This window comes from Polaribacter sp. SA4-10 (assembly GCF_002163835.1).
GTDB lineage: Bacteria > Bacteroidota > Bacteroidia > Flavobacteriales > Flavobacteriaceae > Polaribacter.
This window is the reverse complement of sequence record NZ_CP019331.1, coordinates 1,190,541-1,214,191: the sequence shown is the minus strand read 5'-3', so window position 1 is coordinate 1,214,191 and position 23,651 is coordinate 1,190,541. Positions and strand designations below refer to the sequence as shown.

Annotated in this window: 22 protein-coding genes; 15 read left to right on the top strand and 7 right to left on the bottom strand. The window is 29.5% G+C overall.

What is annotated here, in order from left to right:
- Positions 1-136: 136 nt before the first annotated feature.
- The 5 genes from BTO04_RS05370 to BTO04_RS05350 form a co-directional block, all read right to left on the bottom strand.
- Positions 137-556, bottom strand: coding sequence for a hypothetical protein (locus BTO04_RS05370; protein WP_087563521.1), 420 nt, complete (start codon positions 554-556; stop codon positions 137-139).
- Between the two features lie 200 nt (positions 557-756).
- Positions 757-1,803, bottom strand: a complete 1,047-nt coding sequence (locus tag BTO04_RS05365) for a hypothetical protein (RefSeq protein ID WP_157662436.1) — start codon at positions 1,801-1,803, stop codon at positions 757-759.
- Positions 1,804-1,966: 163 nt separating this feature from the next.
- A complete protein-coding gene (locus tag BTO04_RS05360) occupies positions 1,967-2,851 on the bottom strand; it encodes a haloalkane dehalogenase (protein WP_087563519.1) in 885 nt (294 codons plus the stop codon).
- 6 nt (positions 2,852-2,857) lie between these two features.
- Positions 2,858-3,418 carry a hypothetical protein gene (locus tag BTO04_RS05355; RefSeq protein WP_087563518.1) on the bottom strand — a complete coding sequence of 187 codons (561 nt, stop codon included), beginning with the start codon at positions 3,416-3,418 and terminating at the stop codon, positions 2,858-2,860.
- Between the two features lie 146 nt (positions 3,419-3,564).
- Positions 3,565-4,437 carry an RNA polymerase sigma factor gene (locus tag BTO04_RS05350; RefSeq protein WP_087563517.1) on the bottom strand — a complete coding sequence of 291 codons (873 nt, stop codon included), beginning with the start codon at positions 4,435-4,437 and terminating at the stop codon, positions 3,565-3,567.
- Between the two features lie 293 nt (positions 4,438-4,730).
- Between BTO04_RS05350 and BTO04_RS05345 the strand changes: the two genes are divergently transcribed.
- From BTO04_RS05345 to BTO04_RS05275, 15 genes are all read left to right on the top strand, one after another.
- Positions 4,731-5,723, top strand: a complete 993-nt coding sequence (locus BTO04_RS05345) for an IS110 family transposase (protein WP_087562932.1) — start codon at positions 4,731-4,733, stop codon at positions 5,721-5,723.
- A 340-nt stretch (positions 5,724-6,063) separates the two neighbouring features.
- The gene (locus BTO04_RS05340) at positions 6,064-7,281 is read left to right on the top strand and encodes a site-specific integrase (protein ID WP_087563516.1); all 1,218 of its coding nucleotides are present in this window, start codon (positions 6,064-6,066) and stop codon (positions 7,279-7,281) included.
- Positions 7,282-7,284: 3 nt separating this feature from the next.
- Positions 7,285-9,336: a hypothetical protein gene (locus BTO04_RS05335; RefSeq protein WP_087563515.1), complete on the top strand. Its 2,052-nt coding sequence runs from the start codon at positions 7,285-7,287 to the stop codon at positions 9,334-9,336.
- 90 nt (positions 9,337-9,426) lie between these two features.
- Positions 9,427-9,711: a helix-turn-helix domain-containing protein gene (locus tag BTO04_RS05330; protein WP_087563514.1), complete on the top strand. Its 285-nt coding sequence runs from the start codon at positions 9,427-9,429 to the stop codon at positions 9,709-9,711.
- Positions 9,712-9,716: 5 nt separating this feature from the next.
- Positions 9,717-10,610, top strand: a complete 894-nt coding sequence (locus BTO04_RS05325; protein ID WP_087563513.1) for a hypothetical protein — start codon at positions 9,717-9,719, stop codon at positions 10,608-10,610.
- Between the two features lie 110 nt (positions 10,611-10,720).
- A complete protein-coding gene (locus tag BTO04_RS05320) occupies positions 10,721-12,343 on the top strand; it encodes a type I restriction-modification system subunit M (RefSeq protein WP_087563512.1) in 1,623 nt (540 codons plus the stop codon).
- Between the two features lie 3 nt (positions 12,344-12,346).
- Entirely contained in the window at positions 12,347-13,582 is a 1,236-nt protein-coding gene (locus tag BTO04_RS05315) for a restriction endonuclease subunit S (protein ID WP_087563511.1), read from the top strand.
- Between the two features lie 10 nt (positions 13,583-13,592).
- On the top strand, positions 13,593-14,273 hold the full coding sequence (locus BTO04_RS05310) for a DUF3800 domain-containing protein (protein WP_087565339.1): 681 nt from the start codon (positions 13,593-13,595) through the stop codon (positions 14,271-14,273).
- Positions 14,263-14,802, top strand: a complete 540-nt coding sequence (locus BTO04_RS05305) for a hypothetical protein (protein ID WP_087563510.1) — start codon at positions 14,263-14,265, stop codon at positions 14,800-14,802. The genes BTO04_RS05310 and BTO04_RS05305 overlap by 11 nt, the downstream gene beginning before the upstream one ends.
- Positions 14,803-14,973: 171 nt before the next feature.
- The gene (locus BTO04_RS05300; RefSeq protein ID WP_087563509.1) at positions 14,974-17,826 is read left to right on the top strand and encodes a type I restriction endonuclease subunit R; all 2,853 of its coding nucleotides are present in this window, start codon (positions 14,974-14,976) and stop codon (positions 17,824-17,826) included.
- 47 nt (positions 17,827-17,873) lie between these two features.
- Positions 17,874-18,380: a hypothetical protein gene (locus BTO04_RS05295; protein ID WP_087563508.1), complete on the top strand. Its 507-nt coding sequence runs from the start codon at positions 17,874-17,876 to the stop codon at positions 18,378-18,380.
- Positions 18,373-18,804: a helix-turn-helix transcriptional regulator gene (locus BTO04_RS05290; RefSeq protein WP_087563507.1), complete on the top strand. Its 432-nt coding sequence runs from the start codon at positions 18,373-18,375 to the stop codon at positions 18,802-18,804. Before BTO04_RS05295 ends, BTO04_RS05290 begins: the two co-directional genes overlap by 8 nt.
- Before the next feature lie 2 nt (positions 18,805-18,806).
- Positions 18,807-19,235, top strand: a complete 429-nt coding sequence (locus BTO04_RS05285) for a hypothetical protein (RefSeq protein ID WP_087563506.1) — start codon at positions 18,807-18,809, stop codon at positions 19,233-19,235.
- A 38-nt stretch (positions 19,236-19,273) separates the two neighbouring features.
- Positions 19,274-19,681: a hypothetical protein gene (locus BTO04_RS05280; protein ID WP_087563505.1), complete on the top strand. Its 408-nt coding sequence runs from the start codon at positions 19,274-19,276 to the stop codon at positions 19,679-19,681.
- Positions 19,682-20,820: 1,139 nt separating this feature from the next.
- Positions 20,821-21,462 carry a DUF6266 family protein gene (locus tag BTO04_RS05275; RefSeq protein WP_087563504.1) on the top strand — a complete coding sequence of 214 codons (642 nt, stop codon included), beginning with the start codon at positions 20,821-20,823 and terminating at the stop codon, positions 21,460-21,462.
- 221 nt (positions 21,463-21,683) lie between these two features.
- Here the strand turns inward: BTO04_RS05275 and BTO04_RS05270 are convergent, their stop codons facing one another.
- Both BTO04_RS05270 and BTO04_RS05265 read right to left on the bottom strand, forming a co-directional pair.
- Positions 21,684-22,232 carry an outer membrane beta-barrel protein gene (locus BTO04_RS05270; protein ID WP_087563503.1) on the bottom strand — a complete coding sequence of 183 codons (549 nt, stop codon included), beginning with the start codon at positions 22,230-22,232 and terminating at the stop codon, positions 21,684-21,686.
- Between the two features lie 97 nt (positions 22,233-22,329).
- The gene (locus tag BTO04_RS05265; protein ID WP_087563502.1) at positions 22,330-23,565 is read right to left on the bottom strand and encodes a choice-of-anchor tandem repeat GloVer-containing protein; all 1,236 of its coding nucleotides are present in this window, start codon (positions 23,563-23,565) and stop codon (positions 22,330-22,332) included.
- Between the last annotated feature and the right edge of the window lie 86 nt (positions 23,566-23,651).

Sequence of the window (23,651 nt, the reverse complement as noted above, 5' to 3'; positions counted from 1 at the left end):
CCTTGGAATACGTATAAGCTTTGTTGCGTTGATTTAGCAGTAAAGTTAGTAAATAATTACTGACCAAGAAAGTCCGCGAGGACTTTCGTAAGTACACAAGAAGCCAGCAATAAAGTTTATACGGTGTTGGGCAACGTTATTTTCTGTATAGTTTTTCAATTGTTGAGTAATTTCCGTTTACAAAATATTCAAGATATTTCATTGACTCTTCAAAGTTTAATGACCAAAAATCATCAACAACCATTTTTTCTTTTTCTCCTAATAAACCAAATAATACTTTTACTTTTTTCGGTCTATTGTACCACAATGAAAACTCTAACTTTCCATTTTTATCATAACCAGCAGTTAGACAAAAACTTTTTCCGTTCTTAATATTTGTAAAATCTAAAGACGGACTATAACACACACTTTCAGGATTTAAAGTATCAGAGAATTTCAGTTTTTCAATCCAAGCATAATTTTTAGAAATTTCCAAAACTTCTTTTTCAGAGATTGGGTTATTCTTATATTCAATATCCTCTTTTTCAGGATGACAAATAGAGTATTTAAAATTCATTTTTAGTTTTAATATTAATAATCGTTTTTATTCAGTCTTGAGTTTTTTGGTTATGTTGCACAACGGAATTGTGTATGATCTCGTTGCGCGTTTAAGCACTAAAGTTAGCAAATAAAACACAGATAGAAAGTCCGCTAGGACTTTCGCAAGTAAACACTAACTAGCAATGAATTATACACGGTGTTCTACGCAGTTTTTTCTCAATATAATGTTGGATCAGTTATATAAATTTCTTTTCCGCCAAAACTTAAATTTCGATAGAAAACATATTTAGGGTCAACAAAATCAACTCTTATTTCTCTAAAAGCTTTTTTTAGAATCCGTCTACATTTTTTATAATCTTTGTCAAATGTCCGTTCCCAAAATCCCATATCAACTTTCATATTTTTTAATTGTCCGTTTTTATTAAAAGTCAGACGATAATCATCAAAACAATCTAAATCCGCAGAATTTGGTATTAGTCTATTTAATTCAAGTTCCAAATAATTGTCAATTGTATCTTTTATGGTTTTTAAATAATCTCTCATTGGTTTGTTCTTTTCACGCCATTCAAGTTGTTTTTCGGATAGCTTAAGCATTGTTATCCAACCATCAATTTTGTAAGATGCTCCTTTAGGTAGTTTATTTGTGAAATCATCAAATGTTGTTTTCAATTCTAGAATATTCGATATTGTGTCTTTCAGGTTTTTAATTCCAGTCACATATTTAATACTGTCGTTCTGATTTTGAGGACAAGTGTAAGTTCCACTTGAGATTCTATTTTTTATCTTGTACTTAAATTTTATTGCTCCACAGTCTAACCAATTGAAATTCCAATTTGGTATTAAACTATCGGTAGGGATTTCATTTGATTTTGTATTTAATATATATTGTCCAAGTTTGGTTGCGTTTGTATCTGCAATTTTTATTTTATCAAATACATAATTAATCGGCGCTGAATTGTATCCGTAATCTGTTTTGACTTCTTTTGTTTCTTGTATAAAATTGGTTATTTGACCAGAAAAATTTTCGTCATTTTCTCTATACAAATCAATGATTTGTCCAGACTTTATATATCTGAAATGAAAATTATATTTTGAGTTTTCTAAAGGTACGAGGTTGAAATAGTATTCGGCTTGTTTATATTCAGTTAGATAAGTCGAGCCAATATTTTCATTCAAATTTTTTCGTGACAAATCATCTTGCGAGAATGCGCCCGAACTTGTCAAAAGCAAAATTGTTAATATGTAGAATGTCGTTTTTTTCAAATTGCGTAGAACGTTTAGTATAAGAGCAGTAGCGGATTTAAAGCACTTACTTTTCATGTTATAAGATACTTAATTAAACGCAAAAACGGTTCAAGTTTGCACAAGAACCGCTATTGCTTTTATACATTGTTGTGTTTAGTTTTTATGTTTCTTGAAAATTATGTTATTTAATTTTGTCGTACCATTTAGAAATTGCATTTCCTATTTCATGCGGATAATCTTCTTGTATAAAATGGAGTCCGGGGCCCAAATACACTATCTCTGTATTTTTAAATGTGTTTTTTATCACCTCAATATCTTTTTGTTTCATAATTATTCCTGGCGAAGCATAGAAGCATAGTTTTGGGATATCACTTTTTGACAACCATTTTGCCCAAGATTTAATAGCTGCGGTTGCGCTGGTAGTTTTGCCATCTTTAAATGGTACATTCATTGCCCATGCTAATAATGGCTTTCTACTCTTAGCATTAGGGTAAGGTGCTGAATAGTAATTCTTTTCATCCTTGTTTAGTTTCCGTGAGATGGTATCGGGCAGCATTTTTTTTATGAATAAATTAGCCCTCAAAACCATTAATTTTCCAAATATCGGATTACGAATCATTTTCAGTGCTATTTTTAGAGAAAATGGCATGTCAGATATAGAAGGTGCATCATACATGGCCTCCATAAAGACAATAGCTTTGATGTTTTCCTGATGTGTATTTGCATAATGAAATCCTAAACCTGAACCCCAATCATGTAGTATAAGTGTAACGTTTTTTAAGCCGAGTTGCTTAATAAATGAATCCAAATAGTCATATGAATCTTGAAAACCATAGTCTATATCAGGCTTGCTAGATTTCCCCATTCCTATTAAGTCAGGAGCGATACATCTAGCTTGTTTGCCGACGTAAGGAATAATATTCCGCCATAAATAGTTCGATGCTGGATTGCCATGTAGAAATAATATTGGATCTCCTTCACCTTCTTCGATATAATGTATTTTACTTCCATTAACCTCCAAATACTTTGATTCGAAAGGGAATTCTGCTGATATATTCTTTTCCATTTTTTCTTAGTTATTATTATTATTATTTGATTCTAATTTCCTAAGATGTGGTTTGCCATTTTCTAGATAGTATTTGAGTTCTTCTGTAATTTCAGTCGATGCGTTACTAATCTTACTGGAGATAATTGGACTCATTACAAACCCTAAAAGACCTTTTGTTTCCAATATAAAGTGAACATTCAATCTAGTTTGTTCATTACTCAATTTACTTAAACTCCAATCACCCAGCGCACTTTTCGCAATTCCTGGAACTCCTTTTGATACATGATAAGACAATTTGTAATTATCTGGGTCGAATTCATCTAACTCTTGAAAATTCTCACCCTTTTCAGTCATGGTTTCACGGTGGAGATAATCAAGACCATTCAATTTAGGTTTTCCTCCTGGCCTAGAGGATTTAAAATTTGTAGACCACAAATGAGCCTCCGTAAATTGGTTCCCAAGAACTTCCCAAGATTCATCAATGCCTTTATTTATCAACACCTCTTCTTCAAAATGCAAATCTCTTTTTACTATAACGTTGAGCATTACAAGCACTCCAACTATAACTAAAATTGTAATTAACATACCTTTATTTTTTTTTGATTTATATTAAATTTAAACCCCATTATGGCGTTTGAACATTTAGATGCATCAAAAATGGACGTGTTACACAAAAACGAATTAAATAAAGGGGATCCAGCGGCTTACCACTCATTATCAAGCAGTTTAAATTAAAGTTTAAATAAATTTTTGATGGTTTTGTCATTAATTATTTTGCTAATAACTGTTTCTGCATCAAATTTCGTTTTGGTCGGATGATCTCTAAATATTTCCACATATTTATGGTCTATCACATCTGTGATGGTATCCAGATTTTCTGTAACGAAATCACCAATTTTCTTTGTAAAGGAAGTTTTGAAGATCAGATTGTTCTCATTCAATACACCCATTTTCAAAGCGCTCTTTGCTTTTTTAGAACATCTACACGGATTAGACTTTTTTATCAATCCACATCTATACTCCATGTAATTGTGTAATTCTTTCCGTGCTCTGGACAATTTTACCCTGAAGTTTTGAGGTGTAATTCCAGAAATTTCGGCACCTACATTGTGATCGATACTGAAGGAGTCTCCTAACAAATATATTAGTCTTTGTTCTCTATCAAGGCAAATAAGCATAGCGGAAGTGCATCTGAATTTAACCTCTCGAGTATAATCTTTTAATTCCAGTTCTTCTTCTGGTGTCAGTTCTGGATCAGGAACGGCATTTAATTGTCGGTCATGTTCTTCGAAACTGGGGAAGGCTTTTTCTTTCTGTTTTCTTTTTGATTGTAAAAACTCATTAAACACAATCCGATATAACCATGTTCTAAAAGCACTTTCTTTTTTAAAAGTTGACAGTTTGGTAATTACTTTAATAAGCACTTCTTGAGTTAAGTCCAGGGCATCCTCGTTACTGTGGGTCATTTTCCATGCTACATTGTAAATAAAAGCCTGATGAATGTCTACTAGCTGGTTAAGTGCTTTCGAATCTCCTTCAAGTATTCTGTCCACTAGGATTATGTTTTCTTTTTCCGAATATTTATCTGATAATGGGTTCTTCATTGTTTTTCCTTTCGCTTAATGATTTGATGCTTTTTAAAGCGAGGTGTTACAGAAACGACAATAGTATTATTGATGGTTATTAATTAAACACAACGTGTTTCTTTAGTTTGTATTAAATATCTTTAGATAGAAAAAGAGGAGAACTATAACGTGTTTTAGATTTGAAGCTCCAGTACACGTACGAGTCCTCTCTTTCTATAAAGTTGCCAAGAACCATTTGGAATACCAGGAGTTAAATCTCCCGATAAAGGAAGTAGTTAAAGCAACATATTTATTCACTTAAATGTAAAAATATGAAAAATTACAAAGAAGTCGTAGGAATTGATGTATCAAAAAAAACAATTGATGCTTATTGTTATCAAGCTCAAGTTCACAAGGAGTTTAAGAATGATATTGTAGGTTATAAAAGCTTATTAAACTGGGTTTTAAAATCAACAAAAGGGGTTAGTGTTTTTTATTGTTTTGAGAATACGGGATATTATTCTTTAAAATTAGCACTTTATCTAAATAGTCAGAAGATTGTTTATGTAGAAGAAAGCCCATTGAAAATTAAGCGTTCCTCAGGTATTGTAAAAGAGAAAACAGATCGTTTGGATGCAAGTTTAATTGCTAGATATGGGTGGATTTATAGAGAAGAATTAATTCCAAGTACAGTTAAAAGTACAACCCATTTAGAACTTGGTAGATTATTAGCGTTAAGAGATCAACTAGTTAGAAACAATGCTGGTTTGAAAGGTACTTTAAAAGAGATGAAAGTATTTTTAACAAGTTCTACCACAGATGCAGGTTGTATCAGTTTAAAAAGAAGTATTGATTACTTATCTAAACAAGTAAAGGCAATAGAGATTAGAATAGAAGAGCTCATCTTTGATGATGTTTCAATGCAAAAAAATTATGAATTATTATCAAGTTTAAAGGGAGTTGGTTTTGTGGTTGCTTGTCAATTAATTTACCATACAGGTAATTTTACAAGATTTGATAATTGGCGTTCTTTCTCGAGTTATTGTGGAACAGCACCTTTTGCACATGAGTCGGGTACTAGTATAAAAAGAAGAAAGCAATGTCATTATTTAGGAGATAGAAAGATGAAAAGTTTATTAAGTATGGCAAGTATTTCTGCCATTCAACATGATAGTGAATTACGAATCTATTATAAGAGAAAGTTAGCGGAAGGAAAAGATAAAATGCTAGCGATAAATAATGTTAGAAATAAACTCATAGCTAGAGCATTTGCAGTAGTAAAAAGAGGAACTCCTTATGTAGTTCTTCAAAATTATGCAGCATAAAAAAAATAGTAACTTCTATTAGGATTTGATCTTGGAATACGTGTATGGTTAGTTGCGTGTTTAAGCAACTAATTTAGCAAACAAAAACGTGCCAGAGAAAATTCCGAAAGAATTTTCCAAATAAGCAACGACCAAAGCAATGAATTATACACCGTGTTGTCTTAATATTATATTCAATTTCTTTATATTTCACTTAAAGCCTTGTAAATAAAGGGTTTTGTTGTTTTAGTTAATGCAACATAATGCAATAAAATACATTAAAAAGCATTGTTTGTTATACCTAATGTTGTACCTTAGTATTGGTTTGCAGTCCATTGCACTCTCTATAAATCAATACATTATGTCTTCAATAAAATTAATTCTAAAAAAAGATAAGATAGATAAATCAGGCGAAGCACCTTTATATCTTAGATTAATAAAAGACCGTAAAACAAAATTTATTTCTTTGAGTTTAAAATTAAACCCAAATGAATGGGATGAAGATAAACAAAAAGTTAAAAAGAATCACAGTAATTCTGGAAGATTAAATGCTTATATCTCTCAAAAAGTTGCAGATGCAAAGGGAGATGTTGCGGACTTAGAAAGAAAGAATAAATCTACATCAGCACGAAAATTAAAAGAAGCAATAAAAGGCAAGCCATTAACAAACTTCTTTGAGTATTCATATAATCGTTGTGAAAAACAAAAAGACACACTTGCGCTATCAACCTATAATAATTATAAAAACTATATCAAAAAGTTTGAAACTTTTGTTGGTCATAGAGAGTTAATGTTTGAAGATATTACGGTAACAACTTTAAAAGACTATGCAGGTTACTGTAGCACTACTTTAGGTAACAATAACACAACTATAAATTTTTCTTTAAAGATTCTTAACCTAATGTTTAAAGAAGCGCAGAGAGAAGATTTAGTACCTTTAAATCATTTTCCTTTCAGTAAGTTTAAAGTAAAAAAAGCAAAGAGTACAAAACGTTATTTAACAGCAGAACAATTAGATGCTTTTATTAAATTAGAGGTTTCCGATAAGGCAAAGGCACAAATTATAAAAGATATGTTTATCTTTTCAATCTTTGCAGGTGGTTTAAGGTTTGGTGATGTAATCGAATTAAAATGGAATAACTACAATTCTAAAGAGCAAAAAGTAACAAAAAATATTCGTAAAACTAGCAGGCAGCATAGTATAAGAATAGGACAAAAAGCAATTGATATTTTAGAAAAATATAAAACATCAGAGACAAAACAAGATGATATAATATTTCCTTTTGCAAATATTGATAAAGATTATTTTATTGATAGAGAACGAAGAGCTAAAGTAGTAGGACAAGCAATTGCATTAAGTTGTATGTATTTAACAAGAATGGGTAAAAGTTTAGAATTACCTTTCTCTTTAACATTCCATATAAGTAGGCATACATTTGCTACCAGAGCGTTAAACAATGGTATGCGTATAGAACACGTTTCTAAACTTATGGACCATTCAGATATTGGAATAACACAAGTATATGCAAAAATTATAAGTAGTGAATTAGATAATGCAGTAGATAAATACATCAATTAAAATATGTTCAACAAACCCATCAATACTATTTTAAAAGCTCAATTTGAAACGATTCATTCTGATGCAGTAAAAAAAGCAGAACAAGATTTTAAAACTAACGTTTTAAATAAGGTGAAGAACCTCGAGCACTTTGACGAATTTAAGTTTCTAGTATCTGAAGAAAACAGAATTAAAGAATTAATTGATGAGAATAACCACCCATACTATGTGAAAAATCACAGTTCAGAAGATTGGTTACTTACTCAATTTTCAAGTAGGTATTTTTTACTGAATGTAGATGAATTTGTAGAATTAAAAGAAGCAGTTTATTTAGGTAAGATAAATTACTTAATACACAAAAGAGTTAGTGTTTTAAGAAAGCAAATACCAAAATTCACTTTTAATGATTTTTTATCTGGAAAAGAATGTCAGTATCTTATCACGTATGATAATCAATATAATATAGAAAAAGAGGACTATTATAAAATGGTTACTTGGCAATCTGATAGATTAATAAAAATAGTTTCTTATGAGGTTGAATTATTAGTTAAAAACCATCAAGAATATTGTTCTACAATAAATGAGCCTTTAGAGTTTATTAATGAGCAAATTCAAATTCTTGAAGAAGAGTTAATAGAATCATTAAATGATGCCAAAGAAATAAAAAGAATACTGGCTAAACTTTTTGCTTTTAAAGGTTTTGATATTGATAATTTTAATGATGAATTGTTATTATTTAATTATCCATCTTTTTTTAACGATAGAATAGAGTTTAGACGCTTAAACCCATCAACAGTAGGCAAAGTATTAACTAAGTTGTCAAGTGAGCCAAAAACGCTGTTTAGTAATGAATATATGGTGTTTTATACGCTAGACCTCTTGTTGTCTTGGTTAAAAGATATTGTTAAAGGTAAATCTATTCAAGACCCTTTTAAATATTCTGTTTGGGAAGATTTGTTAAATCAGAAAATTAATGAAGCTGAGCAAGAATTTCAATCAATAACTAAAGTAATTGGGGATTTTGCATTTAATCGAGCAAATAGTAAAAAAGTGATTCGTAATTATTTAAGAAATGAATTTGAGAAGCAAATAGATAAATACAATAAAATTAAAAAAAAGGAGGTTTTTTACTTACTTAGAGATGAAAATAAAAATCCACTTATATCAGATTTTAAGATAAATGCATTATTTAATAAAGGCGAAAAAAAGTATTTAAAGAAATTAAAAGAAGCATATATTTTACAGAATATTAGTTGGTATATTTCTGTAAATTATAATGAAATATTTGATACAAGAACTATGTATTTCAAACGTGATGCAGCTTCGCATACTATGATTCTTTCATTAACAAATCAAATGGTATTAGATAAAGAGTTGTCAATTGAACTTGAAGAAGCAATGAATGCTTTTTTAAAAGAAATGTTTAGTACTTCATTACCATTAGATATTCATTTTTATAATCATCGTGAAAAATATAGCCGAATATTTGAGAAAAGTATATCACGCTTACAAGGTGTTTTAGATAATGCAGAGCCAAACAATAAAGTATTATATATACAAAGTAGATTAAAAGAGTTAAGGCATAGAGAGTTGAAATTTAGAATCTTAGTAGATAGAAAGAAAGATTTTAAAGATAAAGAAGATAAATACCCAAATCTATTTAAGGAGTTTTTATCAATAGAAGCTGAATTTATAAAAGAAACAATTCAAATTAGCCCTATTACTTTTTTACCCAATCAAACAAAATATTTATCATTAGAAGTAGAAGGAATAGATAGTTTTAAAACATTTGTAAATCAAGAGAATCAGGATTACATACTAAAGTTACTTGAAGATTTAAGTATTACGGTTGATGGTAAGTCTGTTTTAAGTTCAAGAAAGAAAGGAGCTTTAAGAGGTGTTGTAGAAGCATTAAGAGAAGAAAATATTTTATCTCAAATAGGTATAGATAAACTGTGTAAAATAATTGCAAAAGAGATAGGTTTAGAATTAAAGTCAAAACTTGATTTTTCTGATGTTTCTCAAAAGTTTCAAAAAGATGCAAAACAATACATAAAAGACAATCCACTTCATTAAAATACAGTCAATAAAAGGTCTTATAAGGTCAGCCTTATAAGTACCTATCATTGATGCAATCTTGCGGTATAATTTAAAATATATACCAAAATGGAAGCAGTAATTTTAACATCAGAACAGTACAACAATTTAGTAAATCGTTTAGATAACTTAAACGGAAAATTAGAAGAAAACTCAAAAAACCCACAAAATGTTTTCCTTGACAATCAGGAGTTTATTCAGCTAATGAATATTAGCAAACGTACCGCCCAAACTTGGAGAGATGAAGGTAAAGTATCATTTTCTCAGATTGGTAGTAAAATTTACTACAAGATGAAAGATGTAGAAGTCTTACTAGACAAAAACTACAACAAAGCCTTTAAAAATAAAAGGTAATCGTTTTGTACGATACAATAAAGATAAAGTATCAAGTAGCTAATTTACCAATAGAAGTTTTAGAACAAAGAGAAGAATTATTTATCTGGGAAGGTTTGAAATGGTGTCCTACTTATAACGATAAAACCCAAAAAGTAAACGGTTACAAAACAAGTGTAGATAACTTAGACCTTCGTTTAAAAGGAAATACAATCTCTTGTAATAACTCACTTCAAAAATGGTATATGGGTAATAATTACGAGTCGTTTTCATACTCACAAGTCGTTAAGGCATTAAGTAAATTAAATAGTGTTTTACCTTTCAATGTGTATGATGCTAATATTCATTACTTAGCAGTTGGTACAATAATAGAAGAAGAAGCAAAACCAATTCTAGATCCTTGGTTAAGCTTAAACGGTAAACAACCAATTCCGATGTTAGGTGCTAATAAGCAATACGGTAAAAAATTCTATCTCACAGACTATAATGTAAAAGGCTATGATAAAACTTTTGAAGTAAAAACACACGAGCGTATAAAGTTAAACAAGCCATTATTTCGGTTCGAGTTAGAAATCTATACACGAAATCTAAATAAACGTAAAAATCCTATTGGAATATATACGGTTAGAGATTTAATAGATAAAGAGAAGTATCAAATGTTAGCAGATGAGTTATTAGATAAATACGATAAGATAGAAAAGAAACAGAGTATTCCTTTGTCACAGCTCAATAATAAAGAAAAAGAAGTATTAGCATTATTTCAGAATCAAGAGATACTAAGACAATATAAAATAGACCATTTTGAAACATTTGGTAATCGTAGAAAGGTGTATAATAAACTAAAAAAGTTATCAAATAATATGCATCTAATCTATATAAAACAGCAGTTAGAGACAAGTATAAAAAACACCCTATTTTAGGACTTGTAATATAACATAAAACAGGGGTAAAAAGTAAATACAGAAATCCTTATTATTAAATCAGATTATTATTATATTTTTAACACTCTTTAAAAAATTGCACACACCAAATGTCAGACGACCATAAAAAACAATTAGAACAACAACTCTGGAATATTGCGAACACCCTTAGAGGTAAAATGAATGCAGATGAGTTTCGAGATTATATATTAGGCTTTATTTTCTACAAATATCTGTCTGAAAAAATGGAAATATACGCTAACAAAATATTGAAAGAAGGTGGTGATACATTTTTATTTTCTGAAATAGACGAAAACACAGAAACAGGAAAAGAATATATAGAGGCTATAAAAGAAGAATCATTAGAGAAATTAGGTTACTTCTTAAAACCATCAGAGTTATTTTCAGCAGTTTCTAAACGTGGTAATCATAATGAAGATGAAAAAGAAAGTAATGCTGTAGCAGAAGATACTTCATTAACCTACAATACAAAAGATAATTTCATATTAGAAGATTTACAGAAAATCTTAAACAATATCCAAAACAGTACAATGGGTACGGATAGTGAAGAAGATTTTGAAGACCTTTTTGAAGATATGGATTTAAACTCTACCAAATTAGGTAAAAGTCCAGAAGCTCGAAACGAGATTATTGCTAAAGTACTCGCACACTTAGATAAAATAGATTTCAAATTAGAAAACACAGAGTTAGATGTATTGGGTGATGCTTACGAATACCTAATAGGAAAATTTGCAAGTGGCGCAGGTAAAAAAGCAGGCGAATTTTACACACCGCAAGAAGTTAGTATGGTATTGGCTAAGTTGGTAACAACAGGTAAAAAGAAACTAAAATCTGTATATGACCCAACTTGTGGCAGTGGTTCTTTACTATTGCGTGTGGCTAAAGAAGTAGATGAAGTAAATAACTTTTACGGTCAAGAATTAAACCGTACTACCTACAACTTAGCACGTATGAATATGATATTGCACGGTGTGCATTATCGTAAATTTGACATTAAACAAGAAGATACCTTAGAACACCCACAACACTTAGAACATCGTTTTGAAGCTATTGTAGCTAATCCACCATTTTCTGCAAAGTGGAGTGCTAACCAACTCTTTATGAGCGATGATAGATTTAGCCAATATGGTAAGTTAGCACCAGGTAGTAAAGCAGATTTTGCATTTGTGCAACATATGGTGCATCATATTGCTGATAATGGTGTAATGGCACTTGTTTTACCTCACGGTGCATTGTTTAGAAGTGGTGCAGAACAACATATTCGAAGATATTTAATTGAAGACCGTAATTATTTGGATGCTGTTATAGGTTTACCTGCAAACTTATTCTATGGAACACCAATTCCAACAAGTATTTTAGTGTTTAAAAAGTGTAGAGAAAACCCTGAAGATGTTTTGTTTATTGATAGTAGTATTCATTTTGAAAGAGGCACACAAAATATTTTATTAGAAGAACATATTGAAAAGATTGTTAGTACTTATAAAGAAAGAGTTGTAGTTGATAAATACAGTTATTTAGCACCTCTTAAAGAAATTCACGAAAATGAATACAATCTAAATATACCAAGGTATGTAAATACATTTGTTGAAGAAGAACCTGTTGATGTTGCTAAAGTTTCTAAAGATTTAAAAATATTAGAAAACAGTATGCAAGATACAGATAAAGAGTTGATAGCGCTATGTAAAGAATTGAATATCGACACACCTTTTTAAATTATGGATAAACAAAAAAACAAAACACCATTGGTGCGTTTTCCAGAGTTTAAGGTAGGTTGGGAGCATAAACAACTTAATGAACTATTAACGGTTTCTAAAGCTAAAAATGGAGATTTAAAATATGATAAAGAAGATGTTTTATCGGTATCGGGAGAATCAGGTATTGTTAACCAAATTGAACATTTAGGTCGTTCTTATGCAGGTGTTTCTGTTCATAATTATGGTGTAGTAGAGCTTAATCAAATTGTTTATACTAAAAGCCCATTAAAAGCAAACCCTTATGGTATTATAAAATTAAATAAGCGTAAAGCAGGTATTGTTTCTACATTGTATGCTGTTTATAAGGTTAACGATAAAACAGATGGACAGTTTATAGAATACTATTTTTCCTTAGATGCAAACTTGAATAGATATTTAAGACCATTGGTTAAAAAGGGTGCTAAAAATGATATGAAAATTAGTAACGAATACGTTTTAAATGACCGTATTTATGCACCGAAGTTGGAAGAACAAAAAAGAATTGCACATTTCTTCAATATAGTAGATATAAAATTAAGTCAGCTTCAAGAAAAACTAAATGGTTTAGAAGATTACAAAAAAGGTATGATGCAACAAATCTTTAAACAACAGTTAAGGTTTAAAGATGAAAATGCACAGGACTTTCCTGAATGGACAAAATTAAAGTTTCCTATCAAGATTGTGGCTGGAAGTGCATATGAATTAAAAAATTATGTAAAGAAGGGGGTTATTTTAATCCAAGGCGTGAATATCTCCCCAAACAAATTAAAAATTGATACCCCATATTTTATATCAGTAAATAATAATAAAAATCACATCAAGCTAACAAAAGGAGATATTCTTCTTGGTCTTAACCGACCAATTGTGTCTGGCAAACTAAAAGTTTGTATTTATGATTTAAAAGTAGAAGGTTATTTATATCAAAGGGCTGGTAAATTAGATTTTAATAAAGATAAAATTAATCCAGTTTTTTTATATCAGTTTTTAAGGTCAAATCATTTTTTGAAGGAAGTTGAAATTGAATTGGTTGGTTCTGATCAGCCATATATAAGGTCAAACTTGTTTAAAGTTGCTAAAATAGTTTTTCCAACAATAAAGGAACAAAGAAAACTAGCCAATTTTTTATCGAAAATAGATGATAAAATAAATGCTGTTAATGAACAAATAGAAACCACGAAAATTTATAAAAAAGGATTGTTACTACAAATGTTTGTTTAAAAATAAAAGTATGAGTAAAACATTTAATATTTATTGTGATGAAAGCACACATATAGAAAATGATGGGCAACCTTATATGATTCTTTCATATATAAGTACACCTTATCATTTATTAAAAATGCACAATAAAAATATAAGAGAAATGAAGTTGGCACATTTCTACAGAGGTGAAATGAAATGGAGTTCTATTTCTAAATCTCAATACCCTTTTTACAACGAAATAATAGATTATTTTTTTAGTAATGATTTAAACTTTAGAGCAATTGTTATAGATAAATCGCAATTAAGTCACACAGATCATAATCAAGACCACAATATTTTTTATGACAAAATGTATTATCAACTTTTAAACAAAAAAATATTTCCAGAAAACTACTACAATATCTATTTAGATATAAAAGATACACACTCTTATAAAAAAGCGCATAGCCTAAAAAAGTATCTTGAAAGAGATTATTGTAATATTAGAAATCTACAAATTATTAAATCTTATGAAAGTGAATTAATGCAATTAACAGATGTATTAATGGGTGCAATAAATTATAAGTTAAGAGGATTAAATAAAGTAACAGCTAAAACCAATATTATAGATAAAATCGAAAAAATTTGTGGTAAACCTTTAACAGAAAGAACCACAAAAGCAGAAAAGAAGTTTAACTTATTTTTTATCGATTTAAAGAATGGCAATTAATTATATAAAAAAATATAAAGATTTTTTAGAGTTAAATCACTTAAATGAAAGTCAAAGAAAGGTGTCTTTAAAAGCAATTTTTGATAGAGATATTGCAGATAATATGTATTTTACTTTTCAAACTAAAATCATTAGACCTTTAAAAAAAGAAGATGTTATAGATGTAGATTCTTTATTTAAACACTTAACTTATAAGACAGAAGACACAAGGGATAAAAAAGGGAAAATAATCAAGTCTAGAGATTTTTTTGATTTTGAACGTTCTAAAAGATTGCACTGGATTTTACCTCATATTAAAGAAAAGATAACAGATGATGTAAAAATATTTAGTTGCGAGAATAGAATTAGAGGCAAAGATATTATTAGAACATACATCTATAATGTAACAGAAAAATATATCATTATTTTAGAACCACAAAGAAGTAAATTAGATTACTATTTTATTACAGCATATTATCTTGAAAAGAAATATGGTGGCCCTAATATGATAAAAAATAAGTTTAAAAATAAATTAGAGGAAGTGTATTAAACCGCAAAATCCGGTACACATCTGGGCGTATCGGACTTCGTAATTCAATTCTCCTAATATGGTAGAATGAACACTGCAAATATATGATTTTATTTTAGTTATCAACAATAATCGTATCAATATTAACAATATTATAATATTTATCCTCATATCTTAAAAAAGATAAAATAAATGAGTACACAGGCAGAACAGGTATTGGAGAATAAATTAGTTGCGCAATTAGCGACTCTTGGTTATGAAAAAGTAAAACTAAAAGACGAAAAAGCATTAATTGAAAATCTAAAAAAACAATTAGAAAAACATAATAAGGTTCAGTTTTCTGAAAAAGAATTTGATCGTGTATTAAATATACTAAGCAAAGGTTCTGTATTTGAAAAAGCTAAAACACTAAGAGAAAAACAGCATATTGTTAGAGATAATGGCGATAACTTATATTTCGAGTTTTTAAATACCGAGCATTGGTGTCAAAATCAATATCAAGTAACTAATCAAGTAACTATTGAAGGGAGTTATAAGAATCGTTATGATGTAACTTTATTAGTGAATGGCTTACCGTTAGTTCAAATAGAATTAAAGCGTAGAGGCTTAGAAATGAAAGAAGCCTTTAATCAAATAAATCGCTATCAAAGACATTCGTTTGGTGCTAAATCAGCCTTATTTCAATACGTTCAAATATTTGTAATTAGTAACGGTGTAAATACCAAATACTATGCAAATAACAGGCATCAATCATTCAAGCAAACATTCTATTGGACAAATAATGAAAACAAGCGATTAACCAATATTCTAAATGGTTTTACGAGTGAGTTTTTAGACCCTTGTCATATCTCTAAAATGATATGTAAATACATTGTTTTAAACGAAACGCATAAAATATTGATGGTATTGAGACCGTATCAGTACTTTGCAGTAGAAAATATAATAGATAAAGTCAAAAATAGTACACATAACGGTTATATATGGCATACCACAGGTTCAGGTAAAACACTTACATCTTTTAAAGCAAGTCAGATTATTATGAAAATGCCACAAGTTAAAAAAGTGGTATTTGTGGTAGACAGAAAAGATTTAGATTACCAAACTACTAAAGAGTTTAATAGTTTCTCTAAAGGCAGTATAGATGGCACAGATAATACCAAAGCATTAGTAAAACAGTTTAGTGACGATACAAAAATTATTGTAACAACCATTCAAAAACTAAATACAGCAATTAGTAAAAAGAACTATTTAGCGAAAATGGATAAAATGAAAGATGAACGTATCGTCTTTATTTTCGATGAATGTCATAGAAGTCAATTTGGAGATACACATAACCGTATAAAAGCGTTCTTCAATAACTTTCAAATGTTTGGCTTTACAGGCACACCAATATTTGCAGACAATGCGGTTAAAAACGAACTAGGGAAACGTACTACTAAAGAATTATTTGGTGAATGCCTGCATAAATACGTGATTACAGATGCTATTAAAGATGAAAATGTATTAAAATTTGCAGTAGAATATGTTGGTAAATACAAACAAAAAGAATCTGCAACAGAAATAGATATTGAAGTAGAAGATATTGACCGTAAAGAGTTAATGGAGTCACCAAAACGTTTGGATAAAATAGCAGATTATATCATAGCAAATCATAATCGTAAAACACACAACAAAGAATTTACAGGAATGTTTTGTGTTGGTAGTACAGATATGTTGGTTAATTATTATGATATTTTGCATCGTAAAAAATTAGAAGGCAAACACAATCTAAAAATTGCAACCATATTTAGTTATGTGGCTAACGAAGAGGATGCAGATGCAAATGGATATATTCCAGAAGAGGTTTCGGTAATTGAAGAATCACCTGCTTTATATGGCTTGAATTTGCATAAAAGAGACAAGTTAGAAAGTTATATAGGGCATTATAATGAGATGTTTGGTTCTAATTTCTCAACAAAAGACAGTCAATCATTTTACAATTATTACAACGATATATCAAAGAAAGTAAAAGAACGTAAGATTGATATTTTGTTAGTAGTAAATATGTTTTTAACAGGTTTTGATAGTCCATCTTTAAATACTTTATATGTAGATAAAAATTTAAAATACCACGGATTAATACAAGCATATTCAAGAACAAATAGAATTATAAACGAACAGAAGTCACAAGGTAATATTGTAGTATTTCGTAATCTTAAAAAAGTAACAGATCAAGCAATAACACTCTTTAGTAACAAAGAAGCGATAGATGTTATTATAATGAAACCTTATGAAGATTATACACAAAAATTCAATGAAGGGTATATAGAATTACTTAAAGTTACACCAACTGTAAATAGCGTTAATGATTTAGTAAGTGAAGAAGATGAATTAGAGTTTATTAAGGCATTTAGAGAGTTAATGCGTTTAAAAAACACAATGACAACCTTTGCTAATTTCGATTGGGAAGATTTGGCAATGCAAGAACAGTTGTTTAATGATTTTAGAAGTAAGTATCTTGATTTATGGCAAAAAACTAAAGACGATAATGCTAAGGAAAAAGTATCAATATTAGATGATGTAGATTTTGAATTAGAATTAATTCATAGAGACGAAATCAATGTTACTTATATTTTAAAACTATTAGCTTCCTTAAAAGATGTTAAGAAAGAAGAGCAAGAAGCTAAGAAAAAAGAAGTAGTAGATTTATTAACTGGAGAAGCTAATTTAAGAAGTAAACGAGTCTTAATAGAAAAATTTATAGAAGATAATTTACCTGAAATAGAAGATTCTGAAACCATCCCACAAGAGTTTGAGAAATTTTGGTCAGAAGAACAACAAAAAGCATTTGAAGTATTTGTAAAAGAAGAAAATCTATCATCAGAAAAGACACAAAAACTTATAGAAGATTACCTCTATGCAGAAAGAGAACCATTGCGTGGTGAATTGTTAGATTTAATAGAGGGTACAAAGCCAAATGTTTTAATACGTAAATTAATAGGAGATAGAATCTTAAATAAAGTAGTAAACTTTGTAGAGACTTTTATTAATGGAATGGCTAGATAAAGATAATTTCACTTATAAGTAAAAAATGTTATATATTTGCAGACCATATGTTTTCTAAATGTCAATTAATAAAAATACCGAATTTAAGTGGCTCAAGAGGTTCAGTTTATACTATTTTAATTGATGAGGAAGAAAATACATCATTTAAAAACTTTGTAGTGAATAATCAAAATTCATTTAAAAGTGAAATAAAAGATATAGTAGCTCGTTTAAAGACTATGGGTTCTAAAACAGGTATGAGAGAAAACTTTTTTAAACTACGCGAAGGAAGTCCTGGTGATGGTGTTTGTGCACTCTATGATGAAGATAATAGCAATTTAAGATTGTATTGTGTTCGGTATGGTTCGCAATTAGTCATAGTTGGGGGTGGTGGTTATAAACCAAAATCAATTAGAACTTTTCAAGAAGACACTAATTTAGAACGCGAAAACTACATACTTAGAGAGTTATCGAAACTTATAACAGAAAAAATGCAAGACAAAGAAATCCGTTTTAGTGAAGATGGAATGGATTTTGAAGGAGACTTAACAATTGAAAACCTTAATTATGATTAAATCAGCAGAACAAGACTTTGATTTTTTAGATGATATTTTAGAAGAAATATCACCTGTAGAAATGAAGAAAACGGAACAACGTATGCTTAATGCAACAAAAATTCGTGAAGCTATGGATGCTAAAGGTTGGAATAATACCAGACTTTTAAGTGCATTAAATATGAAAAGCCCAAGTATAATTACAAAATGGCTTAGTGGTACTCATAATTTTACTCAAGACACTTTGGTTGAAATAGGTGAGGTGTTAAATATAGATTTCTTTGCAAAGGAAAAACAAGATATTACAATTAGTTTTAGTTTTCCTGTAATGGAAAATATAACAAGTGGTTTTGATAGTTATAATAGTTTAGATTATATACATAATGCTTATCAAATAGGTTTATTAGATTCTCAGCAAAGTAATTGTAGACAATATCAAGCTTAATAATGGAAGCGGAAAAACAATTTAATTTTCAAATAAAAGGTATCGAAATACTTGAAACAAGTATCACAGAACCTAAAAATCGTATAGATAATAATACCGTATTTGGTTTCGATTTACAATTAAAACAAAGTTTTAATTTAGATCGTGAATTGGTAATTGTTACTTGTATTATCAATGTGTTGGATAACGATACACAATCTAAATTAGGCTACATTAAAGTAAGTTGTTTATATTTTGTAGAGAAATTAAATAAATATTTTGATAAAGAACATAACACAATTGCACTACCTGAAGGCGCAACGGTAATGTTAAACTCTATTTCTATTTCTACTGTAAGAGGTGTAATGTATGGTGTGTTTAGAGGTACTTTTTTAAATGGTGCTATTCTTCCTGTTGTTAATCCATCTATTCCGCCTATAGAGAGTAAGTAGTCTTTGATTATTCTGTAATATTAAGTATTTGATATAATATGAAAGATAGTTTAGTGAATCTATTGTTTGAAGAATTTAAACAAGAATGTCTATTTGAGGAATTAGAGCAAAAAGGAATTGACTTAACTAAGGTGTCTGTTCAAATTTATGATATTGTATTAGACTTAGTTGGTTTTCCAAAAGATAATACAAAAGACTATGATTTTAATGTTCTTAATGGTTTAGAACATAATCCTAAATTTGGAAAATTACCAGATGATGATTTATGTTGCAGAGATTGGTTATATGATAAGTATTATGATATGATTCAAACAATAGAAAAGAAACAAAAAATTGAGGTTACTGTTAAAGGTTTAAAAATGGTAGAGTACAATGATGAAGAATTGATAAAGTCTAAGTTAAATGATTTTGTTAATTGGTTGTATTTAGAATATACTAATATTTAATAGAAATTCACTTTAAAATCCACACACCACAAAAGCCAGTTTATTGCGAAAAAGCAAAAACACTCTGTCTTTTGTGTTGTTCCGCTTTCCACTGCAAGTTTAGCGTTTTAATATTCTAAAGGTACTTGCATTTTATAGCTTGTATTTTCGCAAACTCAAATACAACTATAAAAAGCAATCTTTAATATTGTTTTCATAAAACACAAAACTCCCCAAAGCTAAGTTACATAATAGAAGTTATAATACTCTTGCGTAAACTACAGGTAGTTATAACTGCTATTATGTAAAATAGCCGCACATCCAACGCTCACATCTGAACTAATAACAATATTTTGTACTATTAATGAACATTCGTCTTTGTTGCATTGTTTTTATAAGTGCTTTTTTAGTTTCATTACAATAAGACTTTTAATTTTGAAGATTAGTTTTACATAAGATAATTTGTAAAGCACCTATAAAATCAAAAAATGCCAATAAGAGTATAAATATTTATTTGTCAGAAAATACATAAAGTTGTTTTCACTAAAAGCGGATGCTATTTCCGCTTATTAAAAAGAGTTATTTAGTTGAGGTAATTAAGTTATTCAATGATAATTATTAGCAACCACTTTTAATAAAATCAATTAAAACATTAGAACAAAACAAATAAAGAATTATACACTTATCCTCGCTGCTGCCATCGCACTATGTACTTTAATTATTTCCCTACTCATAATTCGGCATTCAATCGCCATTTGGGCTAACATTTTTAAAATTTGTGAATGCCTTTGCGCTCAAGCCATCCGCAATTCTCAATTTTTAAAAACGTTCAATGGATATTTTATCCTTACCTCATTCATCTGCACAAAAACCCTGCTAAATTCATTTAATTTCTTTATCAAAATTCTTTGTTTGTTTCATTTCGTTAAGTAAAAAATACAAGATATGTCATTGTTAAAATGGCAGTTTTAAAGAGTTTAAATATTTTTCTACACCAATTTAAAGCAAACTAAAGTAATGTAGTGTTAAGGCATCGTGACACAACAAAACAGTAACAATTTGGCATAATTTTCGTTATATTAGAAGAGTAAACAAAGTTTAAAAGCAATGTCAAGTCCGTACCAAATCCGAACGAGTATTAATTTTAAATTTAAATAGTAATGGGTAAAATTGCACAGGGTATTTTAGGAGGGTTATCAGGAAAAGTAGGTAACGTAATTGGTGGTAGTTGGAAAGGTATTGACTACATCAGAATTAAGCCATCGAGCGTGGCAAATCCTCGAACAGAGGGACAAGTAAATCAGCGTAATAAATTTACTATTACATTGGAGTATTTACAGGCGACTAAAAGCTTTATTAAAATCGGTTATAAGTCATTTGCGACCAAGAAAACAGAATTTAATGCTGCTATGTCTTACGTGCTAAATAATGCAGTAGGTGGTGTTGCACCAAACTTTACAGTAGATTATGCAAATGCTTTATTGAGTAGAGGTCCTTTATCTGGAGTGTTAAATGGTACAACCGATTTAGCAACCGCAGGACAAGTAAGTTTTGATTGGGGAGATAACTCGGCAGAAGGTAACGCTAATGCAACAGACAAAGCGATGGTGTTGGTTTACAACCCAAGTAAGAAAGAATCAATTTCTATTTTGGATGGTGCTGATAGAATTATAGGTTCGCAAGTGGTTACAATACCAAATACTTATGTAGGAGACACAGTAGAGCTATTTATGGCGTTTGTTTCTGCTGATGGTACACAAGTATCAAATAGTGTGTATTTAGGCTCTGGTACGGCTGCTTAATAACTTTAAGTTTAAATACATATTGAAAACCGTTTCTATTAATTTAGAAGCGGTTTTTTTGTGGCTATAGATCACTATATTTTCTTCACAATTCTATAGTTTAAAAAGTTGTACCTATGTTGTACCTTTTTTTAAATAATTCTTATTTAATCAATAAAATAAAGGCTTTAGGGGTATTACTTACACAACACTGTGTTGTAAAACGTTTTCAATTCGTAGTTTTAATTTAAGCTATAAACTGCTCCTGCGCTAAAAACTATTTGGTTTAAATCACTAATTATATATTTAAGTTCAGATATTAAGTCTAATTTATCTGTTATAGAAAATCCTCCTCCAAAACCTAAATTTAAACCAATAAAAGTTTCATTATTGTCAGCACTTGTCGAACCAGTGATGCTATTATGTGCTGTTACATCTGTTCCGTAAAACGAAAAGTTCAAACCACCTATACCATAAAATCTTAAGTCATTTGAGTTTGATATATTTATATTATAATGTAAATCTGTATTTAATGTTACCAAACCTGTATCAACTTCAGAACTGCTGAAATTTTGACCCATAAAACTGTTAGTCGTTGTTGTAGTAATTCCAAAAAAGTAATTTAATTCTCCTGACAAAGAAAAGTTTTCATTTAATTCATAAATTGCTTTAGCACCAATACCTAAACTTTCTATTTCCGAACCGTATGATAGTTTTCCTCCAACTTTTAACTGAGCATTTGCAACTGTTGTAATGATTAATAAAATAAGTGTAATTTTAATTGATTTCATATTTATTAATTTTATTTTGACGAATATTACACTCAGTTCTTTGTTATCATTAGTTTTTCACTCTCACTCTCAATCTCTTATAAACACTACTTTCGCCCTAAAGTGCTCCTAAGTCTACAAGGCATAGAGAGTTTCGCAGTGGGTTTACTCCATTATTCCCTATATTAAAATCATGTCTTTGAGTTATATTGCCATTTAAGGGATTATATTCAACAATGCTACCATCGGTAATAGTACCACCAGAACAGGTTATATAAAACCTTCCGTTTGATGATTCTATAAATGTTCCTATTGGTCTATACCCTTCAAAATCTAGGAAGTTAGTAAATGTAAGGTTTCCTGTTGCCAGCTCTACCTTATAAAACGCACCTGAATTGGCATCTTGTTGATTGTGTTGTGCAGTAGCTGAATATAAGAAACCATTTTTTTCTATAAAACCACCTTGTGGATCCCAACCTTCAATTGCTACAATCCATTCAAAACTCCAAAGGTTTTGATAGTTATTACCATTTTTATCAATTTTAAAAAGGTTTCCTTTATTATTAGCTCCACCTAATTTTGAAGCACCATAAAGGTAGCCATCTGAAGCTTCAAATAATGTATTATTGCTAGCCCCTTCAAATTGATTACTGTTGGGGAAACCTCCAGGCGATGCATAAACTACCTCAAGCGAGTCTGTAGCAGTGTTAAATCTAATTATTGCACCATAACCGTTTTTTGAGCCACTAGCCGTTGTGAAGTATATATGAGCATCAGATGCCTCCATTAATTTACTTTTATTTGGGCCATATATATTGGCATCTAAAGTGTCTAAAATTGAAATTGTACTCGTATTTATATCATAAGACCAAATTTTTCCATCATCACCCATACCTGTTATTTCACTAGTGGAATACAATAAACCATTAGTGTGAAGTAATGGGCTGATATTGTGCAAGTACCCTGTCGGAGATAAATCATCGAAGTATTGTATTACTTGCAGATCATTTGTTAGAGGATCAAATTCATAAAAAGAACCTGTGGCAAATACTGCTCCGGCATTAACAATTTGTCCATCAGAGTTTGTAAATCCGTAAAGTTTACCGTTACCAGCTAATGTTAAACCTGCCGTGGGATTACCTCCAGTTGTGGTTGTGAAATCAAATAGTTTCTGAATGTTTTGACCATTTTGATCAACTCTATAAATAGTTCCAAGACCATTTGCTCCTCCCTCATATGTGGTACCATACATGTACAAACCTGTTCCTAAAGGTTCTTCATATTCATATATGTTAGTAATATTTTTTTCGCATGAGCTCAATATAATAACTAAAAGTAGTAAGATTTTTTTCATAAAAAATTATTTAAAAAACAAATTTAAGGAATAAAATATTATGTTTTAATAAATTTCATTTTTTTAATTACTGCTAACGTAAGTAC